24 protein-coding genes are annotated in these 21,568 nt (G+C 68.6%); 14 read left to right on the forward strand and 10 right to left on the reverse strand.

What is annotated here, in order from left to right; translation table 11 throughout:
• Positions 1-42 precede the first annotated feature (42 nt).
• Positions 43-1,278, forward strand: coding sequence for a fatty acid desaturase family protein (locus PV766_RS09025; protein WP_129976403.1), 1,236 nt, complete (start codon positions 43-45; stop codon positions 1,276-1,278).
• A 76-nt stretch (positions 1,279-1,354) separates the two neighbouring features.
• Here PV766_RS09025 and rsgA read toward each other — a convergent pair whose 3' ends face one another.
• A complete protein-coding gene (gene rsgA, locus PV766_RS09030) occupies positions 1,355-2,374 on the reverse strand; it encodes a ribosome small subunit-dependent GTPase A (RefSeq protein WP_064065266.1) in 1,020 nt (339 codons plus the stop codon).
• A complete protein-coding gene (aroA, locus tag PV766_RS09035) occupies positions 2,341-3,627 on the reverse strand; it encodes a 3-phosphoshikimate 1-carboxyvinyltransferase (RefSeq protein ID WP_172506116.1) in 1,287 nt (428 codons plus the stop codon). The genes rsgA and aroA overlap by 34 nt, the downstream gene beginning before the upstream one ends.
• 79 nt (positions 3,628-3,706) lie before the next feature.
• Here aroA and PV766_RS09040 point away from each other — a divergent pair, with 79 nt between their 5' ends.
• The gene (locus PV766_RS09040) at positions 3,707-4,465 is read left to right on the forward strand and encodes an SOS response-associated peptidase (RefSeq protein WP_421096893.1); all 759 of its coding nucleotides are present in this window, start codon (positions 3,707-3,709) and stop codon (positions 4,463-4,465) included.
• Positions 4,466-4,489: 24 nt separating this feature from the next.
• Here PV766_RS09040 and ybaK read toward each other — a convergent pair whose 3' ends face one another.
• Positions 4,490-4,987, reverse strand: a complete 498-nt coding sequence (ybaK, locus tag PV766_RS09045; RefSeq protein ID WP_421096894.1) for a Cys-tRNA(Pro) deacylase — start codon at positions 4,985-4,987, stop codon at positions 4,490-4,492.
• A 212-nt stretch (positions 4,988-5,199) separates the two neighbouring features.
• On the opposite strand from ybaK, the gene PV766_RS09050 reads away from it, so the two are divergent.
• Both PV766_RS09050 and rsrA read left to right on the forward strand, forming a co-directional pair.
• Entirely contained in the window at positions 5,200-5,838 is a 639-nt protein-coding gene (locus tag PV766_RS09050; protein ID WP_051017571.1) for a sigma-70 family RNA polymerase sigma factor, read from the forward strand.
• Positions 5,835-6,116, forward strand: coding sequence for a mycothiol system anti-sigma-R factor (rsrA, locus tag PV766_RS09055; RefSeq protein ID WP_016934542.1), 282 nt, complete (start codon positions 5,835-5,837; stop codon positions 6,114-6,116). The genes PV766_RS09050 and rsrA overlap by 4 nt, the downstream gene beginning before the upstream one ends.
• Before the next feature lie 101 nt (positions 6,117-6,217).
• Here rsrA and PV766_RS09060 read toward each other — a convergent pair whose 3' ends face one another.
• Positions 6,218-6,292 carry a 50S ribosomal protein bL37 gene (locus tag PV766_RS09060; RefSeq protein ID WP_022597109.1) on the reverse strand — a complete coding sequence of 25 codons (75 nt, stop codon included), beginning with the start codon at positions 6,290-6,292 and terminating at the stop codon, positions 6,218-6,220.
• 95 nt (positions 6,293-6,387) lie between these two features.
• On the opposite strand from PV766_RS09060, the gene PV766_RS09065 reads away from it, so the two are divergent.
• Both PV766_RS09065 and PV766_RS09070 read left to right on the forward strand, forming a co-directional pair.
• Positions 6,388-6,603 (forward strand): biotin/lipoyl-binding carrier protein, encoded by a 216-nt coding sequence (locus tag PV766_RS09065; RefSeq protein ID WP_026003384.1) that lies wholly within the window; start codon positions 6,388-6,390, stop codon positions 6,601-6,603.
• A gap of 34 nt (positions 6,604-6,637) precedes the next feature.
• Positions 6,638-8,113 (forward strand): sensor histidine kinase, encoded by a 1,476-nt coding sequence (locus PV766_RS09070; protein WP_129976401.1) that lies wholly within the window; start codon positions 6,638-6,640, stop codon positions 8,111-8,113.
• 91 nt (positions 8,114-8,204) lie between these two features.
• On the opposite strand, the gene PV766_RS09075 is transcribed toward PV766_RS09070, so the two are convergent.
• Entirely contained in the window at positions 8,205-8,459 is a 255-nt protein-coding gene (locus tag PV766_RS09075) for a WhiB family transcriptional regulator (protein ID WP_006550236.1), read from the reverse strand.
• 259 nt (positions 8,460-8,718) lie between these two features.
• Positions 8,719-9,669 (reverse strand): diacylglycerol/lipid kinase family protein, encoded by a 951-nt coding sequence (locus PV766_RS09080; protein WP_129976400.1) that lies wholly within the window; start codon positions 9,667-9,669, stop codon positions 8,719-8,721.
• Positions 9,670-9,716: 47 nt separating this feature from the next.
• Between PV766_RS09080 and PV766_RS09085 the strand changes: the two genes are divergently transcribed.
• On the forward strand, positions 9,717-10,139 hold the full coding sequence (locus PV766_RS09085) for a hypothetical protein (RefSeq protein ID WP_371053706.1): 423 nt from the start codon (positions 9,717-9,719) through the stop codon (positions 10,137-10,139).
• A gap of 5 nt (positions 10,140-10,144) precedes the next feature.
• Here the strand turns inward: PV766_RS09085 and PV766_RS09090 are convergent, their stop codons facing one another.
• Complete coding sequence (locus PV766_RS09090; RefSeq protein WP_064065261.1) at positions 10,145-10,630, reverse strand: GNAT family N-acetyltransferase; 486 nt, start codon at positions 10,628-10,630, stop codon at positions 10,145-10,147.
• 74 nt (positions 10,631-10,704) lie between these two features.
• On the opposite strand from PV766_RS09090, the gene PV766_RS09095 reads away from it, so the two are divergent.
• Positions 10,705-11,502 carry a ParA family protein gene (locus PV766_RS09095; RefSeq protein WP_026003545.1) on the forward strand — a complete coding sequence of 266 codons (798 nt, stop codon included), beginning with the start codon at positions 10,705-10,707 and terminating at the stop codon, positions 11,500-11,502.
• A 94-nt stretch (positions 11,503-11,596) separates the two neighbouring features.
• On the opposite strand, the gene PV766_RS09100 is transcribed toward PV766_RS09095, so the two are convergent.
• Together PV766_RS09100 and PV766_RS09105 are read right to left on the reverse strand one after the other, a co-directional pair.
• The gene (locus PV766_RS09100; protein ID WP_064065260.1) at positions 11,597-12,808 is read right to left on the reverse strand and encodes a PQQ-binding-like beta-propeller repeat protein; all 1,212 of its coding nucleotides are present in this window, start codon (positions 12,806-12,808) and stop codon (positions 11,597-11,599) included.
• A 4-nt stretch (positions 12,809-12,812) separates the two neighbouring features.
• Positions 12,813-14,483 carry a DEAD/DEAH box helicase gene (locus PV766_RS09105; protein WP_371053703.1) on the reverse strand — a complete coding sequence of 557 codons (1,671 nt, stop codon included), beginning with the start codon at positions 14,481-14,483 and terminating at the stop codon, positions 12,813-12,815.
• A gap of 207 nt (positions 14,484-14,690) precedes the next feature.
• Here PV766_RS09105 and PV766_RS09110 point away from each other — a divergent pair, with 207 nt between their 5' ends.
• The gene (locus PV766_RS09110; RefSeq protein ID WP_255161355.1) at positions 14,691-15,395 is read left to right on the forward strand and encodes a ferritin-like fold-containing protein; all 705 of its coding nucleotides are present in this window, start codon (positions 14,691-14,693) and stop codon (positions 15,393-15,395) included.
• A gap of 57 nt (positions 15,396-15,452) precedes the next feature.
• Positions 15,453-15,683, forward strand: a complete 231-nt coding sequence (locus tag PV766_RS09115) for a DUF3107 domain-containing protein (RefSeq protein WP_006550244.1) — start codon at positions 15,453-15,455, stop codon at positions 15,681-15,683.
• Between the two features lie 145 nt (positions 15,684-15,828).
• Here the strand turns inward: PV766_RS09115 and PV766_RS09120 are convergent, their stop codons facing one another.
• The gene (locus PV766_RS09120; RefSeq protein ID WP_006550245.1) at positions 15,829-16,485 is read right to left on the reverse strand and encodes a TetR/AcrR family transcriptional regulator; all 657 of its coding nucleotides are present in this window, start codon (positions 16,483-16,485) and stop codon (positions 15,829-15,831) included.
• 194 nt (positions 16,486-16,679) lie between these two features.
• Here PV766_RS09120 and PV766_RS09125 point away from each other — a divergent pair, with 194 nt between their 5' ends.
• From PV766_RS09125 to PV766_RS09140, 4 genes are all read left to right on the forward strand, one after another.
• On the forward strand, positions 16,680-17,738 hold the full coding sequence (locus PV766_RS09125) for a DUF3152 domain-containing protein (protein ID WP_371053702.1): 1,059 nt from the start codon (positions 16,680-16,682) through the stop codon (positions 17,736-17,738).
• Between the two features lie 85 nt (positions 17,739-17,823).
• Positions 17,824-19,056 carry an adenylyltransferase/sulfurtransferase MoeZ gene (moeZ, locus tag PV766_RS09130; RefSeq protein WP_277986177.1) on the forward strand — a complete coding sequence of 411 codons (1,233 nt, stop codon included), beginning with the start codon at positions 17,824-17,826 and terminating at the stop codon, positions 19,054-19,056.
• A gap of 75 nt (positions 19,057-19,131) precedes the next feature.
• A complete protein-coding gene (locus PV766_RS09135; RefSeq protein WP_006550248.1) occupies positions 19,132-19,986 on the forward strand; it encodes a TIGR02569 family protein in 855 nt (284 codons plus the stop codon).
• 122 nt (positions 19,987-20,108) lie between these two features.
• Positions 20,109-21,563 (forward strand): nitrate/nitrite transporter, encoded by a 1,455-nt coding sequence (locus tag PV766_RS09140; RefSeq protein ID WP_421096895.1) that lies wholly within the window; start codon positions 20,109-20,111, stop codon positions 21,561-21,563.
• Positions 21,564-21,568 lie beyond the last annotated feature (5 nt).

Genomic DNA, 21,568 nt, shown 5'->3' on the forward strand with positions numbered 1-21,568 from the left:
CGGCTAACCTACGGAGCCGTAACCTACGGTAGAGTAGCTCCCATGGCGATATCGGATGTCAAGGAGTACGCACACCTGACGGATGCGGATGTCGAGGCCATCGGCCGCGAACTCGACGCCATCCGGCGCGATATCGAGGAGTCCCGCGGTGAGCGCGACGCTCGATACGTCCGCAACACGATCCGGTTGCAGCGTGGCCTCGAGATCGGTGGGCGCCTCGTGCTGCTCGGCTCGAACAGACGCCCGTTGTGGCTGCTGGGCACGGGCATGCTCTCCCTGTCGAAGATCATCGAGAACATGGAGCTCGGGCACAACGTGATGCACGGGCAGTGGGACTGGATGAACGACCCCGAGGTGCACTCGGCCAACTGGGAGTGGGACAACGTCGACCCGTCGGCGCACTGGAAGATCACTCACAACTACCTGCACCACAAGTACACCAACATCCTCGGCATGGACGACGACGTGGGATACGGCCTGCTGCGCGTCACCCGCGACCAGCGGTGGAAGCCGTTCTACCTCGGCAACGTCGCCTACAACGCGATTCTCGCGGCGCTGTTCCAGTACGGCATCGCCATCCAGCTCCTCGAGCTCGGCAAGGTCGTCCAGGGACGCGACGACCGCGAGCTGACCAAGGCGCGCGGCAAGGAGGTGCTCGCCAAGCTCGGCAAGCAGCACCTGCGCGACTACGTCGTCTACCCGGCGCTGAGCGGTAAGTCGTGGAAGTCCACGATGAAAGCCAATGCGACCGCGAACTTCGTGCGCAACATCTGGACCAACGCGGTGATCTTCTGTGGTCATTTCCCCGACGGTGCGGAGAAGTTCACGAAGCAGGACATCGAGAACGAGACGCGCGCCCAGTGGTACCTGCGTCAGATGCTCGGTTCCGCGAACATCTCCGGCGGCCGGGTCATGGACTTCATGACCGGCAACCTGAGCTACCAGATCGAACACCACATCTACCCCGACCTGCCGTCCAACCGGTACGCCGAGATCGCGGTGCGCGTGCGCGAGCTGTGCGAGAAGTACGACCTGCCGTACACCACGGGTCCGCTCGCGGTGCAGTACTGGAAGTCGTGGCGCACCATCGCCAAGCTGTCGCTGCCCGACAAGTACCTCAAGGACGATCGCGACGCCGCCCCGGAGACCGCCTCCGAGCGGGGCTTCGGCGGAGTGCCGGAGATCGATCCGGTCACCGGTCGCCGCATGGGTCTGGCCACCACCATCGAGAAGACCCGCAAGCGCGGATTCATCCGCCGCGCGCTCGGCATGCGCTAGCGGTCACGAGAACGAGAACGAACCCCGGCACCCGGAGAAGGTGCCGGGGTTCGTTCGTTCGGTCACCCGGGTTCGATCACCAGGCGTCGTTGGAAGCCAGAGCCGTGAGCAGTTCGCGCACGGCCGTCGCCCGGCGGTGCGACTTGCCCTCCAGGGCGTCGAAGGCGCATTCGGGGTCGGCCGGCGGCCCGAGATGCGTGCATCCGCGCGGGCAGTCCTCGACCGCCTCGGACAGGTCCGCGAACGCCGCGACGACATCGTCGGGGCCGATGTGCGCGAGCCCGAACGAGCGGATGCCGGGGGTGTCGACCGCCCAGCCGCCTTCGGGGAGATGCAGCGCCACCGACTGGGTGGAGGTGTGCCGTCCCTTGCCCACCCCGGAGACCTCGCCGGTGGCCCGGTCGGCGTCGGGGACGAGCCGGTTCACCAGCGTCGACTTGCCGACCCCGGAGTGCCCGATCAGCGCGGTCAGACGACCGTCGATCCGGTCGTGCAGGGCGGTGAGATCGTCGTCCTGCCCGACCAGCAGTACCGGGATGTCGAGATCCGCGAAGTGCGCGGCGAACTCGTCGGGATCGGCCAGGTCGCTCTTGGTGAGCCCCAGCAGGGGAGTGAGCCCGCCGGCGTAGGCCGCCACGAGTGCGCGTTCGACGAGTCCGGTCCGGGGCGGGGGATCGGCCAACGCGACCACGATGAGCAGCTGCTCGGCGTTGGCGACGACGATGCGCTCGAACGGATCGGTGTCGTCGGCGGTGCGTCGCAGGACGGTGCTGCGCTCCTCGACCCGCACGATGCGCGAGAGAGTGTCGGGACGGCCGGAGAGATCACCCACGACCCCCACCCGATCGCCCACCACGATGGGGGTCCGGCCGAGCTCGCGTGCCCGCATCGCCGTCACGATCCGCTCGGGATCGCCGCCGAGTGCGACACCCCACCGTCCCCGGTCGACGGACACGACCATGCCCTCCTCCGCGTTGCGGTGGGCGGGGCGGTCCTTCGTGCGCGGCCGCGAGCCGCGCCCGGGGCGGACCCGGACGTCGGACTCGTCGTACTCGCGCCGCCTCAGGAGTCGCTCCTCGTCAGCAGCGACTCCCACAATGCCTCGAAATCGGGCAGGGTCTTGGCGGTGGTGCCGATGTCCTCGACCTCGATCCCGTCGACGACGAGTCCGAGGATCGCGCCGGCGGTGGCCATCCGGTGGTCGGCGTAGGAGTGCCAGACGTCGCCGTGCAGCGGAGCCGGTTCGATGTGCAGGCCGTCCTCGGTCTCGGTGACCGAACCGCCGAGGCGGCCGATCTCGGTGGCGAGAGCGGCGAGCCGATCGGTCTCGTGACCGCGCAGATGCGCGATACCGCGCAGGTTCGACGGCGAGGTGGCGAGCGCCGCGAGGGCCGCGACGGTCGGCGTGAGCTCACCGACGTCGTGCAGGTCCACGTCGATGCCTGTCAGCTCGTGAGGGCCTCGCACGGTGAGCGTCCCGTCGGCCCACGACACCTCCGCGCCCATCTGCTCGAGGATCCCGCGGATCGCGTCACCGGCCTGCGTCGTCGACTCCGGCCACAGCGGTACCGAGACGACACCGCCGGTGACGGCCGCGGCCGCCAGGAAGGGGGTGGCGTTCGACAGGTCCGGTTCGACGGTGACATCGAGTGCCTCGATCGTCGACGGCGGCACCCGCCAGGTGTTCGCCTCGGACGTGTCGACGGGGACTCCGGCCGCCCGGAGCATCTCGACGGTCATCTCGATGTGCGGCATGGACGGCACCGGCTTGCCGTCGTGGTGCACCACCACTCCCTCGTCGAAGGCGGCGCCCGAGAGGAGCAGACCCGAGACGAACTGCGACGAGGCCGACGCGTCGATCGTCACCGCACCACCCTCGAGGCCCCCGCGGCCGTGCACGGTGAAGGGGAGCCGGTCGCCGTCGATGTCGGCACCGAGCGCGCGCAGCGCGTCGAGCACGGTGCTCATCGGGCGGACGCGTGCCTGTTCGTCGCCGTCGAACCGCACGTCGCTGTCGGCCAGCGCCGCCAGCGGCGGCACGAATCGCATGACCGTGCCGGCCAGTCCGCACGCGACGTCGCCTCCGCGTAGCGGCCCGGGGGTCACGTCGAGAGTGGTGCCGCCGTCCCGCTCGGTGACGGTCGTGCCGAGCGTGCGCAGGGCTCCGATCATCAGATCGGTGTCGCGGCTGCGCAGCGCGCCGGTCACGGTGGACGGCCCGTCGGCGAGTGCGGCCAGGATCAGGGCACGGTTGGTGATCGACTTCGATCCCGGCAGCGTCACCGACGCTCGAACCGGGGACACGGCGCGGGGTGCTCTCCACAGACTCACCCGACCATCTTCGCCCATCCGGACCGGTGCGGGCACCCTCGCCCACCCGTGTGCGCCGGTGTCGGTTCCGTCACCCCCCGATGCCACACTCGACGGCATGTGCGGAAGGTATGTCTCCACGGCCGACCCGGCGATGCTCGCCGTCGAACTCGACGCACTCGACGAGACCGGCGACGACACCGGCGGGGACGAGCGGGGACCCGACTACAACGTCGCGCCGACCAGCGAGGTGCTCACCGTCGTCGCCAGGCACGACGGTGAGGATCCCGACGGTCCGGTCCGTCGTCGTCTCCGCCGCATGCGCTGGGGCCTCGTGCCTCCGTTCGCCGAGGAGATCGGACGGTCCGCTCCGCTGATCAACGCTCGATCCGAATCGGTCGCGACCAAGCCGAGCTTCGCCCGGTCGCTGCGCCGCAAACGGTGTCTCGTCCCGATGGACGGCTGGTACGAATGGCAGGTCGAGCCGGCACCGGACGGCAAGCCCCGCAAGGTTCCGTACTTCATGTCGCCGGCCGACGGATCGCGGATCTGCATGGCCGGACTGTGGGCCGAGTGGCGCGACCCGCGGAACCCGAAGGCGCCCCCGTTGTCGAGCACGGCGATCCTCACCGCGCAGTCGGTCGAGCAACTCGGCAACGTGCACGAGCGGATGCCGCTGATCCTCCCGTCGGAGCGATGGGACGCGTGGCTCGACCCCGACAGCCTCGGTCACCCGGAGCTGATCGTGCCGAGCGTCGAGGCGATCTCGGCGATCGAGATCCGCCGCGTGTCCGCGAAGGTCAACAGCATCCGCAACAATGGTCCCGAACTGCTGCAACCCGACGACGGCGCCGGCGATCAGATGGTGCTGTTGTAGGCGCGCCGCTGGAGCGGACGGGCCCTACGGACCGGCCGTGATCGGTGCCACGATCGCGCCGGTCAGCCGGATCAGATCGTGCGGATCCAGTTCGATCTCGAGCCCGCGCCGGCCCGCGCTGCACAGCACCCGGTCCCACTGCTCGGCGGAGACGTCGATCACGGTGCGTAGACGCCTGCGCTGCCCCAGCGGTGAGATGCCGCCGACGACGTAGCCGGTCGCGCGTTCGGCGGCGGTGTGATCGGCCATCACGGCCTTGCCGCCGCCCAGCGCCCCTGCCACGGCCTTGAGCGACAGCGTCGCCGGTACCGGGATCACCGCGACGGCGAGCTTGCCGTCCGCCGGCGACACCACCAGCGTCTTGAAGATCTGCTCGGGGGAGACCTCGAGGCGCTCGCCGAGTTCCTCGACGGCCTCGGCGCCGAAGGACGCGGCCCTCGGGTCGTGCGCGTACTCGTGGACCCGGTGAGCGACCTTCTCGCGTTTCAGCAACACCGTCGCGGGAGTGGATGTCGAGGCCATCCGATCACTCTAGAAAACCGGAGGTGGGGAACAAGTGCAGTGGGTGCGGCGTTGCATTCCGACGGGTGGGTCCACCGGCCACCCGACACCCGACGATCGGAGAATTCGTGGCAGTGCTGTGCCCGCCTCGACCGGACGCCGTCCGGCGTCCCCCCGATCCGGACGCCGTCGTACCGGTAGCCTTCTCGACAGGCGTCGATGAAGGGATCGGTGTGGTCGAGGAGTCTGTGGAAGAACTGACGGAGCGGTTCGAGCGGGATGCGCTTCCCCTGCTCGATCAGCTCTACGGCGCTGCGCTGCGGATGACCCGCAACCCCTCCGACGCCGAAGATCTGGTGCAGGAGACGTACATCAAGGCGTTCTCCGCCTTCCGGTCGTTCCGGGAGGGAACCAACCTCAAGGCGTGGCTGTACCGGATCCTCACCAACACCTATATCAACTCGTACCGGAAGCGGCAGCGGCAGCCCGCGCAGTATCCGACCGACGAGATCACCGACTGGCAACTCGCCGCCACGGCCGAACATTCGTCCACAGGTCTGCGGTCCGCCGAGGTCGAGGCGCTCGACGCGCTTCCCGACGACGACATCAAGGCGGCGTTGCAGGAACTTCCCGAGGAGTTCCGCATGGCCGTCTACTACGCCGATGTCGAAGGATTCCCCTACAAGGAGATCGCAGAGATCATGGGCACGCCGATCGGCACCGTGATGTCGAGACTGCACCGGGGACGCAAGCAGCTGCGTGGCCTGCTGGCCGACGTTGCGCGCGATCGTGGATTCATGCGGGGGAAGGCCGTGGACGCGGCAACCGGAACAACCGATCCGGCCGAGAGCGGAAAGGGAGCAGCGCAGTGAGCGAACCCGACTTCGATCGACTCGACTGCTCGGCGGTGATCGCGGACGTCTATCTGCTGCTCGACTCCGAGTGCGACGCCGGTTCCCGGGAGAAGCTGCAACGGCACCTCGACGAGTGCGGCACGTGTCTCGAGGCCTACGGGATCGAGGAGAAGATCAAGTCGCTGCTCGGTCGCAAGTGCGGCGGCGAACACGCCCCCGAGGGGCTGCGGGAGCGGCTGATGTTGCAGATCCGCCGCACCGTGGTGATCACCGAAACCGACATCACCGAGTCGTAGCGGGACGACGCACGGGCTCCCGTTCGGGACGGCGCCGAACACGACAGGTCCGAACGTGACAGGGGCCGGAAAGCTGCTGCTTTCCGGCCCCTGTTCGCGTCTCAGGCGTTGGGGCGCTTGCCGTGGTTGGCGGCGTTACCCTTGCGGCTGCGCTTCTTGCGACCTCGCTTACCCATGGTGGGATCTCCTTTCTCGTTCATTACAGTGTTTCACGTGCGGTCGAGTGGTCCTGTCGGCAGGTCCGCCGCCGGAGCGTGAAACGAGGTGTTCGATGGCGGAAGACGTACGCGCGGAGATGGTATCGACCGTGTTCGAGGTCGTCGTGCGAGAGGGTGACGTGGTGGCCGAGGGCGACACGCTGGTGATCCTCGAGTCGATGAAGATGGAGATTCCGGTGCTTGCCGAGACGGCCGGCACGGTGACCTCCGTGGGCGTCACGGTCGGGGACGTCATCCAGCAGGGCGACCTCATCGCCGTCATCTCCTGACGACGGATATCTCCTGAGTACGAAAGCGGTTCCCGTGTCCACACTCAGCTCGTTGCTCGCGAGGTACACCGATCTTCCGGGTGCGGCCGTCGATCACCTGCAGCGGGTCGTGGGCGAGTGGCAGTTGCTCGCCGACCTGTCGTTCGCCGACGTTCTCCTCTGGGTCGATGCCGCGCCGTCCGGAATCGTGTGCGTCGCGCAGTGCCGGCCCACCACCGCGTCCACGGTCATCCCGGAGGACGCTGTCGGCACCCTCGTCTCCGACAACGAACATCCTTACGTGCGTGAGGCTTTCGAGACCGGCACGATAGTCGACGTCAAGTCGTCCCCGGGCGCCGGGATCAACATCCGGCAGGCCGTGCCCGTGCGCTGGGACGGCCGGGTCGTCGCGGTGCTCAGTCGCGACGCCGCGCGCGTGTCGCGGCGGTCGGCCAGCGCTCTCGAAACGGCCTATCTCGAATGCGCCGACGACCTCTATCGCATGATCAGCGAGGGCACCTTCCCCACGCCCGAAGCGCGCTCCGACACCAAGTCGAGTCCGCGGGCAGGCGACGGGTTCATCCGTCTCGACCGGGCGGGCAGGGTCGTCTATGCCAGCCCCAACGCGCTGTCGGCCTACCACCGGATGGGTCTGAACTCCGACCTGATCGGCCAGGATCTCGTCGGGACGACCCGCGCGCTGGTCACCGACCCCTTCGAGAGCCGCGACGTCACCGACTACCTCCGCGGGGCCGTGGAGGGTCGTCTCGGTCAGCGTATGGAGGTCGAGGCACGCGGTGCCACGGTCCTGATCCGTGCGCTGGTCCTGAATCCGGGGGGGAAGATCCGGGGCGCCGCGGTGATCGTCCGCGACGTCACGGAGGTCAAGCGTCGCGACCGCGCCCTGCTGAGCAAGGACGCGACCATCCGGGAGATCCATCATCGCGTCAAGAACAATCTGCAGACGGTCGCCGCTCTGCTGCGTCTGCAAGCGCGCCGAACAGGTAACACGGAGGCCCAGCAGGCCCTCGGGGAGGCGGTCCGTCGCGTCACATCCATCGCCCTCGTGCACGAGGCCCTGTCGATGTCGGTGGACGAGGAGGTCGATCTCGACGGTGTCTTCGACCAGCTGATCCCGATCGTCGTCGACGTGTCGACGGTGGGCAGTCAGATCCGGGTGGTGCGGGAGGGAAATCTCGGTGTGTTCCCCGCCGACCGCGCGACGCCGCTGGTGATGGTGCTGACCGAGCTCGTTCAGAACGCGGTCGAGCACGCCTTCGATCCGGGCGTCAACGGCACGGTCACCGTCAATGCCCAGCGTTCGGCCCGCATGCTCGACGTGGTGGTACGCGACGAAGGGAAGGGTCTTCCCGAGGGCTTCAGCCTCGAGGCGTCGAACCGGCTCGGTCTGCAGATCGTCCGGACGCTGGTGGCCGCGGAACTCGGCGGATCGCTGGAGTTGACGGCCAACGACACCGGCGGAACCGATGCGCGCCTGCAGTTGCCGCTGGGCAAGGTGCCGGTCGCCTGAGGCGTCCGGCGTCCCGATGTGTGTAAGCCCGACGTTCGAAGGCCCGGCCTCCGTGAGGAGACCGGGCCTTCGAACGTATGTCGGAGTCCGCTCAGACCGCCGTGCGAGCGCGGGTACGAGCGTTGCGGCGCTTGAGAGCGCGGCGCTCGTCCTCGCTCATTCCGCCCCACACGCCGGCATCCTGGCCGGACTCGAGTGCCCACGAAAGGCATTCGGCGGTGACGGGGCAACGGTTGCACACGAGCTTGGCATCCGCGATCTGCGCGAGAGCCGGGCCGCTGTTCCCCACGGGGAAGAACAGTTCCGGATCCTCGTCGCGGCAGATGGCCTTGTGGCGCCAGTCCATGCTTCTACTCTCCTTCGATGGTGCGTGCGCACCGGCTGATCGGTCAATGCGTGTTCACGCCTGCGGCACGGAGTGTTTCCGCGCGGTTACTTGTGAATGCTTTCACGAACGAGCGTGGAGTCAATAGAATCGACCATGATCGTGGGGAAGCTCACGCTGGTGTGAGTTTCGAGTTCGCCGACCCCTCTTTCTACTCCCTTTCGGCCGAGAAGGTAGTGGTAATCACAGAATTCGTGCTTCTCTTTCGGCCGCTGCCCCGCTACAGGGACTGTGGACGAGGCGCGACGACATCGAGGATCGACGGTACGGCCACGAACTCGACCTCGGTGCGGAGTCCCAGATAGTCGCCGTCCACCTGGAGTCCGATCGGGCGCGACGCCCGGGCGCGGACGCACGCGATGTCGTCCGCACGCACCAGGTACGGGGACGCCGGCTCGCCACGGGCGGCCAGGAGTTGCCTCACCACCCGCAGGCTCGGAAATACCCGGGTGGTGGTCATGGCAAACACCCCGAGTCCGGTGGTGAACGACGTACCGGGATTCGTGTGCACCGGACGGGACTCGAGATACGTCCACGGACTCGAGTTCGACACGAACGCATAGTGCACACCCGGAATCGGATCGGATCCGGGCAGCTCGAGCGTGAGCGTCGGCTCGTCCCGCTTCGCCGCGAAGAACCGGGTCACCGCATGCCGCACGTAGCGCGCCGTGGTCACCTTCCTGCCCTCCGCGCGGCTGAGGTCGATGGCCTCGCACACCTGGGCATCGAGACCGAGCCCCGCATTGAAGGTGAACCATCGCCCGTCGCAGTGACCGAGACCGATGCGGGTGCTCCTGCCCTCCCGCAACGACTCGAGCACCTGTCCGGTCGCCTCGAGTGGATCGGCCGACAGGCCCAGGGAGCGCGCGAAGACGTTCGCCGAGCCACCCGGCACCACCGCGAGCCGGGGGAGCGTCGGATCGGCGGAGCGATTCGGGGACGGGCCGAGCAGACCGTTGACGATCTCGTTGACGGTGCCGTCACCCCCGTGCGCGACGACGACGTCCATCCCGTCGCCGTGCGCCGAGCGCGCGAGTTCGGCGGCGTGCCCCCGATGGGTGGTGTGCGCGACGGTCAACGCGAGCCGGCCCCTCAGTGCGTGAGCGAGGCGGTCGCGACCGGCAGGAGTGGTCGTCGTCGCATTCGGGTTCACGATCAGAAGGGCGCGCACGGAACATCAGCCTAAGTGGTACCCGGCGGGTCCACTACGCTGGACGGGTGCCTCTCGAAACACCTCGCAGCAGCGTTCCGTCGACCGTACGTGCCGCCGGCTGGCTCGTCGTCCTCGAGGGGCTCGTCGCGATGGGGTTCGCGGTGTACTCGATCATCCGTGCCGCCTCGGGCGAGCACGATCAGTCGGTGACCAACGGCTACGGCTTCGCGCTGTGGTTGTTCGTTCTGTTCGGCGGAGTCCTGGCCGGCGGGATCGCACTCGTGCGCGGTGTGCGCTGGGGGCGTGCCGTGGCGGTGCTCGCGCAGTTGCTGTTGCTGCCCGTGGTGTGGTCGCTGCTGACCGACTCGCACCAGCCGGTCATCGGCACCGTGCTGGCGCTCGTGGTGGTGCCCACGCTCGTGCTGCTGTTCAGCCCGCCCACCTCGCGGTGGCTGGCGCACGAGTACGCGCCCGACGCCGACGAGTGAGCCGCTCAGCTCCCGAGGGCGCGCAACGCGGGTCCGCTGAGCCGGAAGGTCGTCCACTCGTCCTGCGCGACGGCTCCGAGCGAGCGGTAGAAACCGATCGACGGCTCGTTCCAATTCAGTACGGACCAGGACAGACGGGTGTAATCGTGCTCCACGCATTCGTGGGCGAGTGCCGCGAGCAGCGCACGTCCGTGCCCCTTGCCGCGATGCTCGGGTAGGACGAACAGATCCTCGAGGTAGATGCCGTGCACGCCGTCCCAGGTGGAGAAGTTCCGGAACCACAGCGCCACGCCGACGACACGCGCCGGTCCGCCGTTCTCACCCGGTTCCTCGGCGACGTGCGCGTAGACGGAGGGTCGCGGGCCGAACAGGGCCTCGTGGATCTGCTCGGGGACCACCGTGCACTCGTGCCGGGCCTTCTCGTATTCGGCGAGGTCGTAGATCAGGCCGGTGATCGCGGGGACGTCCTCGGGTATGGCTCTGCGGATCACGACGGGCTGCCTCCTGTGGTCTCGTGCGTGGATTCACCTCGCGCCGCGCCGTCGAGTGCGCGAGGATCGGGGTCGTGGCAACGGTACTTGCAGTGGCAAATCAGAAAGGTGGCGTCGCCAAGACGACCACCGTCGCGTCGTTGGGTGCCGCACTGTCGGCGCTGGGCCGGCGGGTGCTCGTCGTCGATCTCGATCCCCAGGGATGTCTGACCTTCTCGCTCGGACACAACCCCGACAAGCTCGAACAATCCGTGCACGAGGTGCTCGTCGGCGGTGTCGAGACGAAGGACGTCCTGCTCGGGACAGCGGAAGGGATGTCGCTGCTCCCGGCGACCATCGACCTCGCGGGCGCGGAGGCGATGCTGCTCATGAAGCCGGGGCGTGAATACACCCTGAAGCGGGCGCTCGCGTCGGTGGAGGACGATTACGACGTCGTCGTCATCGACTGCCCGCCCTCTCTGGGCGTCCTCACCCTCAACGGGCTGACCGCGGCGCGGTCCGTGCTCGTTCCGCTGCAGTGCGAGACGCTCGCGCACAGGGGAGTCGGGCAGCTCCTGCGCACGGTGAACGAGGTGAAACAGATCACCAATCCGGATCTCGAGCTGCTCGGCGCGCTGCCGACCCTCTACGACTCACGGACCACGCACAGCCGCGACGTGCTCGCCGACGTCTCCGATCGGTACGACCTGCCGGTGCTGGCGCCGCCCGTGCCGCGCACGGTCCGCTTCGCGGAAGCCTCTGCGTCGGGTGCCACGGTGCTGGCGGGACGGAGGAACAAGGGGGCCGCAGCCTACCGCGCTCTCGCCGAGAACCTGATGCGCTACTGGTCGGGTGAGGCGGAACTCGTGACCTTCGAGACCGTTACGGACTGAGACGGCCCCGCCGTCGATGCCGAACGGGACGGCCCCGCCGTCGGTGCTGAACGGGACGGCCCTGCCGTCGGTGCCGACCGAGGCGGCCCCGCCGTCAGCGCAGCGCGACGAGTTCGTCGCCGCGCTGCTCGACGACGACGTCCCCTGCGACGGCGATGTTCACCGACGACACTGCACCGCGCTCGACATCGATGCGCGGCCCGCGCTCCCCGGTCCGGGAGTCGACTCCCAGCAGGGCGTCCTCGACGGGGAGCAACAGTGAACCGGCCATGATGTCGCCGGTTCCGAGTGTGTCCTCGACGGTCCATTGCGGAGCGAAATCGGTGGTGGACAGTGCGACGGTGTCGCGGCCGGTCCACCACACGAGTACACCGCCGCGTTCGAGTGCGGGATCCTCGGATGCTCCGGCCGGACGCGGCAGGATGTGGGTGTCGACGAGGGTGCCCGCGCTGTCGAAGACCTCGATGCGCGGCCCGGCGGTGTCGTCGGGCGCCAGGTAGACCGCCGTGCGGTCGCCGACCACGGCAACGACCCTGGCCTGGGAGTCACGGTCGGCATCCGGAAGCACCGACGAGGCGAGTTCCTCGGGTTTCTGACTGTCGTCGGGGGTGGGCTCGAGCAGGGTGAGCCGAGTGGTCGGCTCGTTCGCGCACTGTTCGAGGACGGCCAGCACCTCGGCTCCCGCATCCGCCGAGCGCAGTTCGCACCCCGAGCGGGGCTGGGCGTTCGGGTTCACCGGGGCGTCGACCCGCCCGTACTCGACGGTGCGCACCAGATCGGAACGCCACATCTCGAGGCGCGTGTCGCCGAGAGCGATCAGGTGTGAACCGGTGTCGACCAGCCGGATCGGATCGTCGGCGTCGCTCGACCGCTGCGCGCCCCGGGCGCCGCTACCGGCGTCGAGTGCGGTGACCTGACCGCATCCCCGCGGGTCGCGGTAGACGGAGACCACATCGCCCCAGGCCTCGGTGGCCGCGCACAACGCCCGGTCGCGGTCGTACCGCCAGCGCTCCTCACCCGACTGCGGGTCGCGGCCGACGACCGCACCACCGTCGGCCGTGGCGATCGTGCCCCCGGACACCACCGGTGCGGTCGTCGCGGCGCTCGGAGCACGCCACAGTTCGGCGAGGGTCAGGGGGAGCGACTGTGCGGTCGCGGGAGTGGGGACGGGTCCGTCCCAGGTCGTCGACGTGGTGCCCCGCGCATCCGACGTCAGCCAGACGACACTCGCCGCCACCAGAGCGGTGACGACGAGTGCGGCTGCGACGAGAAGGTCGGTGCGGGTGCGGCGCTCGGGCGCGAGCACGTGGCTATCGTGCGGACGACGTCGAGACTGCTTCCACGCTCGACGTGTCCTGCTGCTCTGCGCGACCGGCGGGGCCCTCGCCCGAACGGGTGCGACGGCGACGACGGCGACGGCGGGCCGGAGTCTCCGCCCCGGTGCCCTCGCCCGTCTCGGATGCGGCCGGCTGTGCCTCGGTCGCCGTCGAGTCGTCGGCACCGGTAGGAGCGGCGTCCGTCGCGGAACCGTCGGCCGACCTGCCGCGCACGGTGCGGCGGCGGACCCGGTTGCGCTTCGGTCGCGATCCCGCCTCGCGGCCGGTGCGCTCGCGCTTCTCGCCGTCCTCGGCGGGAGCGGCGGCGGGGGCGGCCTTGCGGACACGCCCGGTGGCGTCGGTCGGGATGTTCAGTTCCTCGAACAGGTGCGGGGAGCTCGAATAGGTCTCGATCGGCTCCGGGATGCCGAGATCGAGCGCCTTGTCGATGAGCTGCCAGCGCGGCACGTCGTCCCAGTCGACGAGGGTGATCGCGATACCGGTACGGCCGGCGCGACCGGTACGGCCGATGCGGTGGACGTAGGTCTTCTCGTCCTCGGGGCACTGGTAGTTGATGACGTGGGTGACGTCGTCGATGTCGATACCGCGCGCGGCGACATCCGTCGCGACGAGCACGTCGATCTTGCCGCTGCGGAACTTGTCGAGTGCCTTCTCGCGCGCGATCTGACCGAGATCGCCGTGCACCGCGCCGCATGCGAAGCCGCGCTCGACGAGATCGTCGGCGACCTTCTGCGCCGTGCGCTTGGTGCGGGTGAAGACCATGGTGGCGCCGCGGCCCTCGGCCTGCAGCACGCGGGCGACGAGTTCGGCCTTGTCGAGGGCGTGCGCACGGTAGACGAACTGCTGGGTGCGTTCGTGCACGGCCGACGATTCGGCCTCCTCGGCGCGGATGTGCGTCGGGCGGTTCAGGAACGTGCGGGCGAGGGTGATGATCGGGCCGGGCATCGTGGCCGAGAACAGCATCGTCTGACGGCGGTCGGGGACCATCGTGAGGATGCGCTCGATGTCGGGCAGGAATCCGAGGTCGAGCATCTCGTCGGCCTCGTCCATGACGAGGACACCGATCTTGCCGAGGATGAGATGACCCTGGTTGGCGAGGTCGAGCAGACGACCCGGCGTGCCGACGACGACGTCGACGCCCTTCTTCAGCTCGTCGATCTGCTGCTCGTAGGGGCGACCGCCGTAGATCGACAGGACCTCGAGGCCGGACTTGCGGCTGCCGGGCAGGTACTTGGAGGCATTCACGAGGTCGTTCGTGACCTGGATGCACAGTTCGCGGGTCGGGACGATCACGAGGGCACGGGGGGTGCCGTCGAGCGTGGTCGTGCCGGATCCCTCGGTGGCGATGCGGTGCAGGAGGGGAACGCCGAAGCCGAACGTCTTGCCCATACCCGTGCGGGCCTGACCGATGAGGTCGTCGCCGGCGAGGGCGAGCGGCAGGGTGAGTTCCTGGATCGCGAAGGTACGTTCGATGCCGACTTCGGCGAGGGCGCGGACGATCTCGTCGCGGACACCGAGCTCACCGAAGGTGGGGGGTACGTGGGTGGAGTCGAGTTGCGCGGAGACGGTCGTCTCGCTCGCGTCGTCTTCGTGGTCGATGGTGATCTTGCTCAGGGGTCTGGCCTTCCTGGTCTCGGCACGCACGCACGAGGGGGAAAGGCGACCGGCCTGCACCTCAGCACGAGCGGTGTCGAACCGGGCTCGGCGAAGCGCGGCAGCGATCCGCAGTTCGGGTGCGCGCACATTATCTGGGAAGCTCGCGGGCCACGGTCGGCGGCTCGAAGCGCGGGCTTCCCGGACCATTGTACCGGTTCCAGCGCATTCCACGAGGTAGTACTACGCTTCGTCGTCATGGGAGCCGAAAAGTCGCCGTCCACAGCAGAGCCCGGCCGGGCGCCGGAAGAGGCCGCAGTCCCCGCCGATCATCCCGGTGTGTCGGAGTTGTTCGCCGTGCTCGCGTACGGCGAGATCTCGGCGTTCTACCGGCTCGCCGAGGACGCCCGGTTCTCCCCGTCCCTGCGCGGCCGGGTCGCGCTCGCAAGCATGGCAGCTGCGGAGATGAGCCATTTCGAGACGCTCCATACCGCCCTCACCGAGCGCGGAGCGGAGATCTACGCGGCGATGGAGCCCTATCGCAAGGCGCTCGACGCGTACCACGCGTCGACCACCCCCTCGACCTGGCTCGAGGTGCTCGTCAAGGCGTATGTGGGCGACGGCATCGCCGCCGACTTCTACTGTGAGATCGCCGACATGCTCGCGCCCGAGGTGTCCGCGGTGGTCCGGGAGGTCCTCGCCGAGACCGGGCACTCGGAGTTCGTGGTGCAGGAGGTCCGCGAAGTCGTCGAGCGGAGTCCGCTGCAGAAGGACCGTCTGATGTTGTGGGGACGCCGGCTGCTCGGTGAGGCCATCACCCAGGCGCAGTACGTGCTCGCCCAGAACGAGGAACTCGCCGAACTGGTGATTCTCGCGTCCGGCGACCTGACGAACATCGCGGCTCTGTTCGATCGTATGCAGGTCGAGCACGCCGAACGGATGTCGGTGCTCGGACTGCATTAGCCTGGGGCGGACAGCAGTACCCGCTCGGTTTTCATGCATGAGATTCGGAGGTCCACCGTGGAGGTCAAGATCGGCGTCGCGGACAGCCCGCGCGAAGTTGTCGTCGTCAGCGACCAGACGCCCGACGAGGTGGAGAAGCTCGTCCGGGCCGCGTTGAACGGCGCCGACGACGGAGTGCTCGCCCTCGTCGACGAGAAGGGCCGCAAGGTTCTCGTGCAGGCCGCCAAGATCAGCTACGTGGACATCGGTCCTGCCACGCTGGGCAAGGTCGGCTTCGCCGCCAACTGAGAGCGACCGACGAGAACGGGCCGGGGCTTGTCGCCCCGGCCCGTTCGTCGTTCGTACGGTGCCGTCAGTGCCGACGGTGTTCGCTCTCTCGTCAACGCCGACAGTGTTCGCTGTGTCGTCAGCGCCGACAGTGTTCGCTGTGTCGTCAGCGCCGACGGAGTTCGGGCTGCAGCGGCACGTGCTTGAGACCGCCCCAGGCCAGAGCGACCGTGGTGTCGACCGCGTCCTCCTTGGGGATCGGGCGTGCGGCGTCGAGCCAGTAGCGTGCGGTGAACTGGCTCGTTCCCACCAGGCCGACCGCGAGGATGCGGGCCCGGTACGGATCGAGACCGGAGTCGTGGCTGACGAGGTCGAAGACGGCGTCGACGCACGCCTCGGTGGCCTGCTCCACCCGCCGCGACACCTGCGGTTCGCCCATCAGATCGGATTCGAAGACGAGCCGGAATCCCTGGCTGTCGTTGTCGACGAAATCGAAGAACGCCTGCACCGCGGCGCGCACGCGCTGACGGTTGTCGGTGGTGGACCGCAGGGCCTGGCGTACGCCGTTGATGAGGGTGTCCACATAGTTCTGGAGCACGGCGCAATACAGTTCGAGCTTGCCGGGGAAGTGCTGGTACAGGACGGGCTTGCTCACTCCGGCGCACTCGGCGATCTCGTCCATGCCGGCCGAGTGGTAACCGCGTGTGACGAAGACCTCGCTGGCAGCCTCGAGCAACTGGGCACGACGCTCGTCACGCGGCATCCGGGCGCCCCGTTTGCCGTTGGAACCCCGGCCGGATGCTCGTTCGGTGACGTCGGTCATGCTTACTCCCAATCTGCACTACTTCCGAACGTGGCCTGTACCACCTCGGCGCTCCTCGTCTCTGCACGTTACAGGTGAAGTCGCGTGTCGAACGGATCGGCCTACCGCCCAGTATCCGTTCCCGGTGCACGAATGGGGGCGCAGGTTCGGCGCTTCGGATATCGAAATGGTCTCGATATGACATCCTGACATCCGTGATCGAGCGTGGAGGAGTGCGCGAGAGCAGGGGCCCGCAGGGCTCCTCGCCGACAGATCCTTCCCCGACGCTGCCCGGTTCGTCCCGGTCGCGAGGAACGGAACGACCCGAGGCGGGTCGCCGGTCGCACCAGCCCCTGCGTGCCGTGTGGGACCCGGTGGGACGGCCGGACCGGCCGCCGCGCCGACCGCGACCCGAACGGGACGTCCGCAAGCAGACCCGCGTGGGCAGGTTCGTCGCCACCTACGGCTGGCGTGCCTATGCCGTGCCGATCCTCGCCGTCGTGACCCTGGTCGTGCTGTGGGACGCCGTGCGCGGGGGAGGCGAGAACATGCCCGCCGAGACGGCCGTGGCGGGCGAGGTCACCGACATCGTCGTCGAGGCGCCGCGGGCAGAGGGAACCTTCCCGGAGTCGCTCGAGTCCGGCGCCCTGCCGGCCGGTGGCCCGTTCACGGCGGCCGGTGCCCGGCAGTGGCGGATCCTTCCCGGCACCACCGGACAGGCAGGGGCGGGACAGACCCGCGTGTTCACCTACACGGTGGAAGTGGAGGAGGGGATCGACACCACCGGCTACGGCGGCGACGCGGCCTTCGCGACGATGGTGGATCGGACCCTCGCCGATCCGCGCAGCTGGATCGGCGACGAGGCCCTGGCCTTCCGCCGGATCGACACCGGTGAGCCGGACTTCCGGATCTCCCTCACCTCGCAGATGACCATCCGCGAAGGATGCGGCTACGACATCCCGCTCGAGGGTTCGTGTTTCAACCCCTCGATGGAGCGGGTGTTCCTCAACGAGGCGCGATGGGTGCGCGGGGCCGTCGCCTTCCAGGGAGACATCGGGTCGTACCGCCAATACCTCGTCAATCACGAGGTCGGTCACGCCATCGGCCTGGCGCAGCACGACGCCTGCACCATCGACGGTGGTCTGGCGCCGATCATGATGCAGCAGACCTTCGGAACCGCCAACGACGACATCGCCCGCCTCGACCCGGACGGCGCCGTCCCGGCCGACGGACTGCGGTGCCGGTTCAATCCCTGGCCGTACCCGCGGGCATAGCCGCCGGGGCACAGTTGTCGGGGGCACAACCGCCGGGGCACAACCGTCGGGAGGGCTGTCGGGGGAGGCTTCCGCGAATGGCACGATGGACGGTGACGCACGACGCATCGCGACAGGAGAATCCGTGACCGCAACGACACCGTCGACGCGACGACCTCTTCCGCCGCTCGTGGAGCCCGGCGCGGAGCTCGGTCGCGAGGAGGTCGCCCGGTACAGCCGTCACCTGATCATCCCGAATGTCGGGGTCACCGGCCAGCGTCGCCTGAAGAACGCGCGGGTGCTGTGCATCGGCGCCGGCGGCCTGGGTTCGCCCGCCCTGCTGTATCTCGCGGCGGCGGGGGTCGGCACGATCGGCATCGTCGAGTTCGACGACGTGGAGACGTCCAACCTGCAGCGCCAGGTGATCCACGGCCGCTCCGACGTCGGACGGCCCAAGGCGGACAGTGCCCGCGACAGCATCCTGGCGATCAACGACGGTGTGACCGTGCGCCTGCACGAGACGCGCCTGGAGTCGAGCAATGCCGTGCAGCTGTTCGAGCAGTACGACCTCATCCTCGACGGCACCGACAACTTCGCGACCCGCTATCTCGTCAACGACGCCGCGGTCCTCGCGGGCAAGCCCTACGTGTGGGGATCGATCTTCCGTTTCGAAGGCCAGGTATCGGTGTTCTGGGAGGACGCCCCGGACGGACGCGGCCTGAACTACCGCGACCTCTACCCCGAGGCACCGCCACCGGGGATGGTTCCCTCCTGCGCGGAGGGCGGGGTACTCGGCGTCCTGCCCGGCACGATCGGCACCGTCATGGCGACCGAGGCGATCAAACTCGTCACCGGGATCGGCGAGCCGCTGCTCGGTCGCCTCCTGATCTACGACGCGCTCGCGATGTCGTTCCGGACGGTGACCCTGCGCCGGGATCCGGGACGGGTGCCCGTCACCGAACTCGTCGACTACGAGGCCTTCTGCGGGATCGTTCCCGATGCCGCCGCGTCGGCTCGCTCGGCCGTCACCCCCAGCGAGTTGCGCCGGATGCTCGACGAGGGCCGCGACATCGCGCTGATCGACGTGCGCGAACCCGTCGAGTGGGAGATCGTCCGCATCGACGGTGCCCGGCTCGTGCCGAAGGACCGCATCCTCTCCGGTGAGGTCCTCGCCGACCTGCCGCAGAACACGCCGATCGTGCTGTACTGCAAGACGGGAATCCGATCGGCCGAGGCGCTCGAAGTGCTTGTGCGAGCCGGATTCTCGGACGCGACACATCTGCACGGCGGGGTGATCGCGTGGGCGCAGCAGGTGGATCCCTCGCTACCGGTGTACTGACGGTGACCTCGTTGTGACCTGAAACAGCGGAGTGCCTTCCCGATCCGGGCGGTGTGCGGCGGTAGGTTGAGCTGCGTGAGCTCACTCGAACCGCCTCAGCACGTGTGCTCCACATTCGGTCTCCGCGACGTCGAACCGGTCCCGCTCGGGCCCGACTGGGACGGCGGTTTCCGATGTGGGGACGTGGTGCTGTCCCGAGTCGCCGATCATGCTCGCGCGGCCTGGTCCGCCAAAGTGCGGGAGACCCTGACCGTCGACGGTGTGCGGCTGGCCCGTCCGGTGCGGTCCACCGACGGTCGCTACGTGGTCTCCGGATGGCGCGCCGACACCTACATCGTCGGTACGTCCGAGCCCAGGCACGACGAAGTGGTCTCGCTGTCGCTGCGGCTGCACACCGCCACAGCGCAGCTCGAACGCCCCCGTTTCCTCATGCAGCCTCCGGTCGCACCCTGGGAGGACGTCGACGTCTTCGTCGCGGCCGACCGCGCGGCCTGGGAGACCGTGCCGTTGCGCAGCGCCCGCGCGGCCGGTGCGCCCGAGACGGTGACACCCGACGGCCGCAAGAGCCTCGACCTCATCAACCAGCTCGCGACCTTCCGCAAGCCGGTGCACCTGCCCGACCAGCTCGTCCACGGCGACCTGTTCGGCACCGTCCTGTTCGCCGGGCGCGCGGCCCCCGGGCTGACCGACATCACCCCCTACTGGCGTCCGGCCTCGTGGGCGGCCGCCGTCGCCGTCGTCGACGCACTGTCGTGGGGCGGCGCCGACGAAGGACTCATCGGCCGGTGGGAGGACCTGCCGGAATGGCCGCAGATGCTGCTGCGCGCGGTGATCTTCCGGCTGGCCGTGCACGCGCTGCACCCGCGTTCGACCGAGGACGCCTTCCCGGGCCTCGCGCACACCGCCGACCTCGTGCGGTTCCTCCTGTAACACCTCACAGGGCGGCGGGCGCCGGGGTGAGCAACTCTTGACGCGACGGACACCGCGGGCAGCACCGTAGCAACACCCGTTTCCTACCTTGGGGATCGACACGGACCCGAGGAGGAACGGCGATGACGATCTTCATCGAAAAAGAAAGTCTCCGAGACAAATTCGCGCGGAGGCACAATATCGAGCGGTGGGACGCCGAGGATGTCGAGGCGTGGGAGGCGGGCGGCAGGCAGGTCGCCAAGCGCAACCTGATCTGGTCGGTGATCGCCGAACACGTCGGCTTCTCCGTCTGGTCGATCTGGTCGGTCATGGTGCTGTTCATGCCCACCGAGGTGTACGGCATCGACGCCGCCGGCAAGTTCTTCCTGGTCGCGGTGCCCACACTCGTCGGCGCGATCCTGCGCATCCCGTACACCGTCGCCACCGCCCGCTTCGGTGGCCGCAACTGGACCATCTTCAGCGCCCTGGTACTGCTGATACCCACCCTCGGGGCGCTGTACCTGATGCTGAACCCGGGCCACTCCTACACCACCTTCATGCTGGTCGCAGCACTCGCCGGCGTGGGCGGCGGCAACTTCGCGTCGTCGATGACCAACATCAACGCCTTCTACCCGCAGCGCCTGAAGGGCTGGGCACTCGGACTCAACGCCGGTGGCGGAAACATCGGTGTCCCGGCCGTCCAGCTGATCGGTCTGCTCGTCATCGCCACCGTCGGCAACACCGAGCCCTGGATCGTGTGCGCGGTCTACCTGGTCCTGTGTGCCGTCGCAGCCCTGGGCGCCGCACTGTTCATGGACAACCTCGGTGATCAGAAGGCCGACCTGCGGGCCATGGGCGCCGCGCTGAAGTTCCGCGACTCGTGGATCATCTCCTTCCTCTACATCGGCACCTTCGGTTCGTTCATCGGTTTCGGCTTCGCTTTCGGTCAGGTCCTGCAGATCAACTTCCTCGCCGGCGGCGACACCCCCGCCCAGGCCGCCCTGCACGCCGCGCAGATCGCCTTCATCGGCCCGCTCCTCGGATCGATCTCGCGGCCGCTCGGCGGAAAGCTCGCGGACCGCATCGGCGGCGGCAGGATCACCCTCTACACCTTCGTCGCGATGGCCCTGGCCGCCGCGGTGCTCATCGTCGCCGGCACCCTCGACGACCGCGCCACCGGCGCAGCAACCGGTGGTGTGCTGACCGCCATGGTGCTCGGCTTCATCGCCCTGTTCCTGCTCTCCGGACTCGGCAACGGTTCGGTCTACAAGATGATCCCGTCCATCTTCGAGGCCCGTGCGCAGGATCTCGACGACCTGGATCGCGACGAGAAGGCCGCCTGGTCGCGCAGCATGTCCGGTGCCCTCATCGGTTTCGCCGGTGCCATCGGCGGCCTCGGCGGCGTCGGCATCAACCTGGTCTTCCGCGCCTCCTACGGCGGCCAGGCCCAGTCCGCGACGATGGCCTTCTGGGTCTTCGCGATCTTCTACCTCGCGTGCATCGTCGTGACCTGGTTCGTCTTCCTCCGCCGTCCCCATCCGACCGCCACGAGCGAACCGTCCACCGAGGCTCCCGCCCCGGTGCGCGTCGCAGTCTGACCGAT

Origin of the sequence: Rhodococcus sp. As11 (genome assembly GCF_048957735.1) — a bacterium.
GTDB lineage: Bacteria > Actinomycetota > Actinomycetes > Mycobacteriales > Mycobacteriaceae > Rhodococcus > Rhodococcus gordoniae.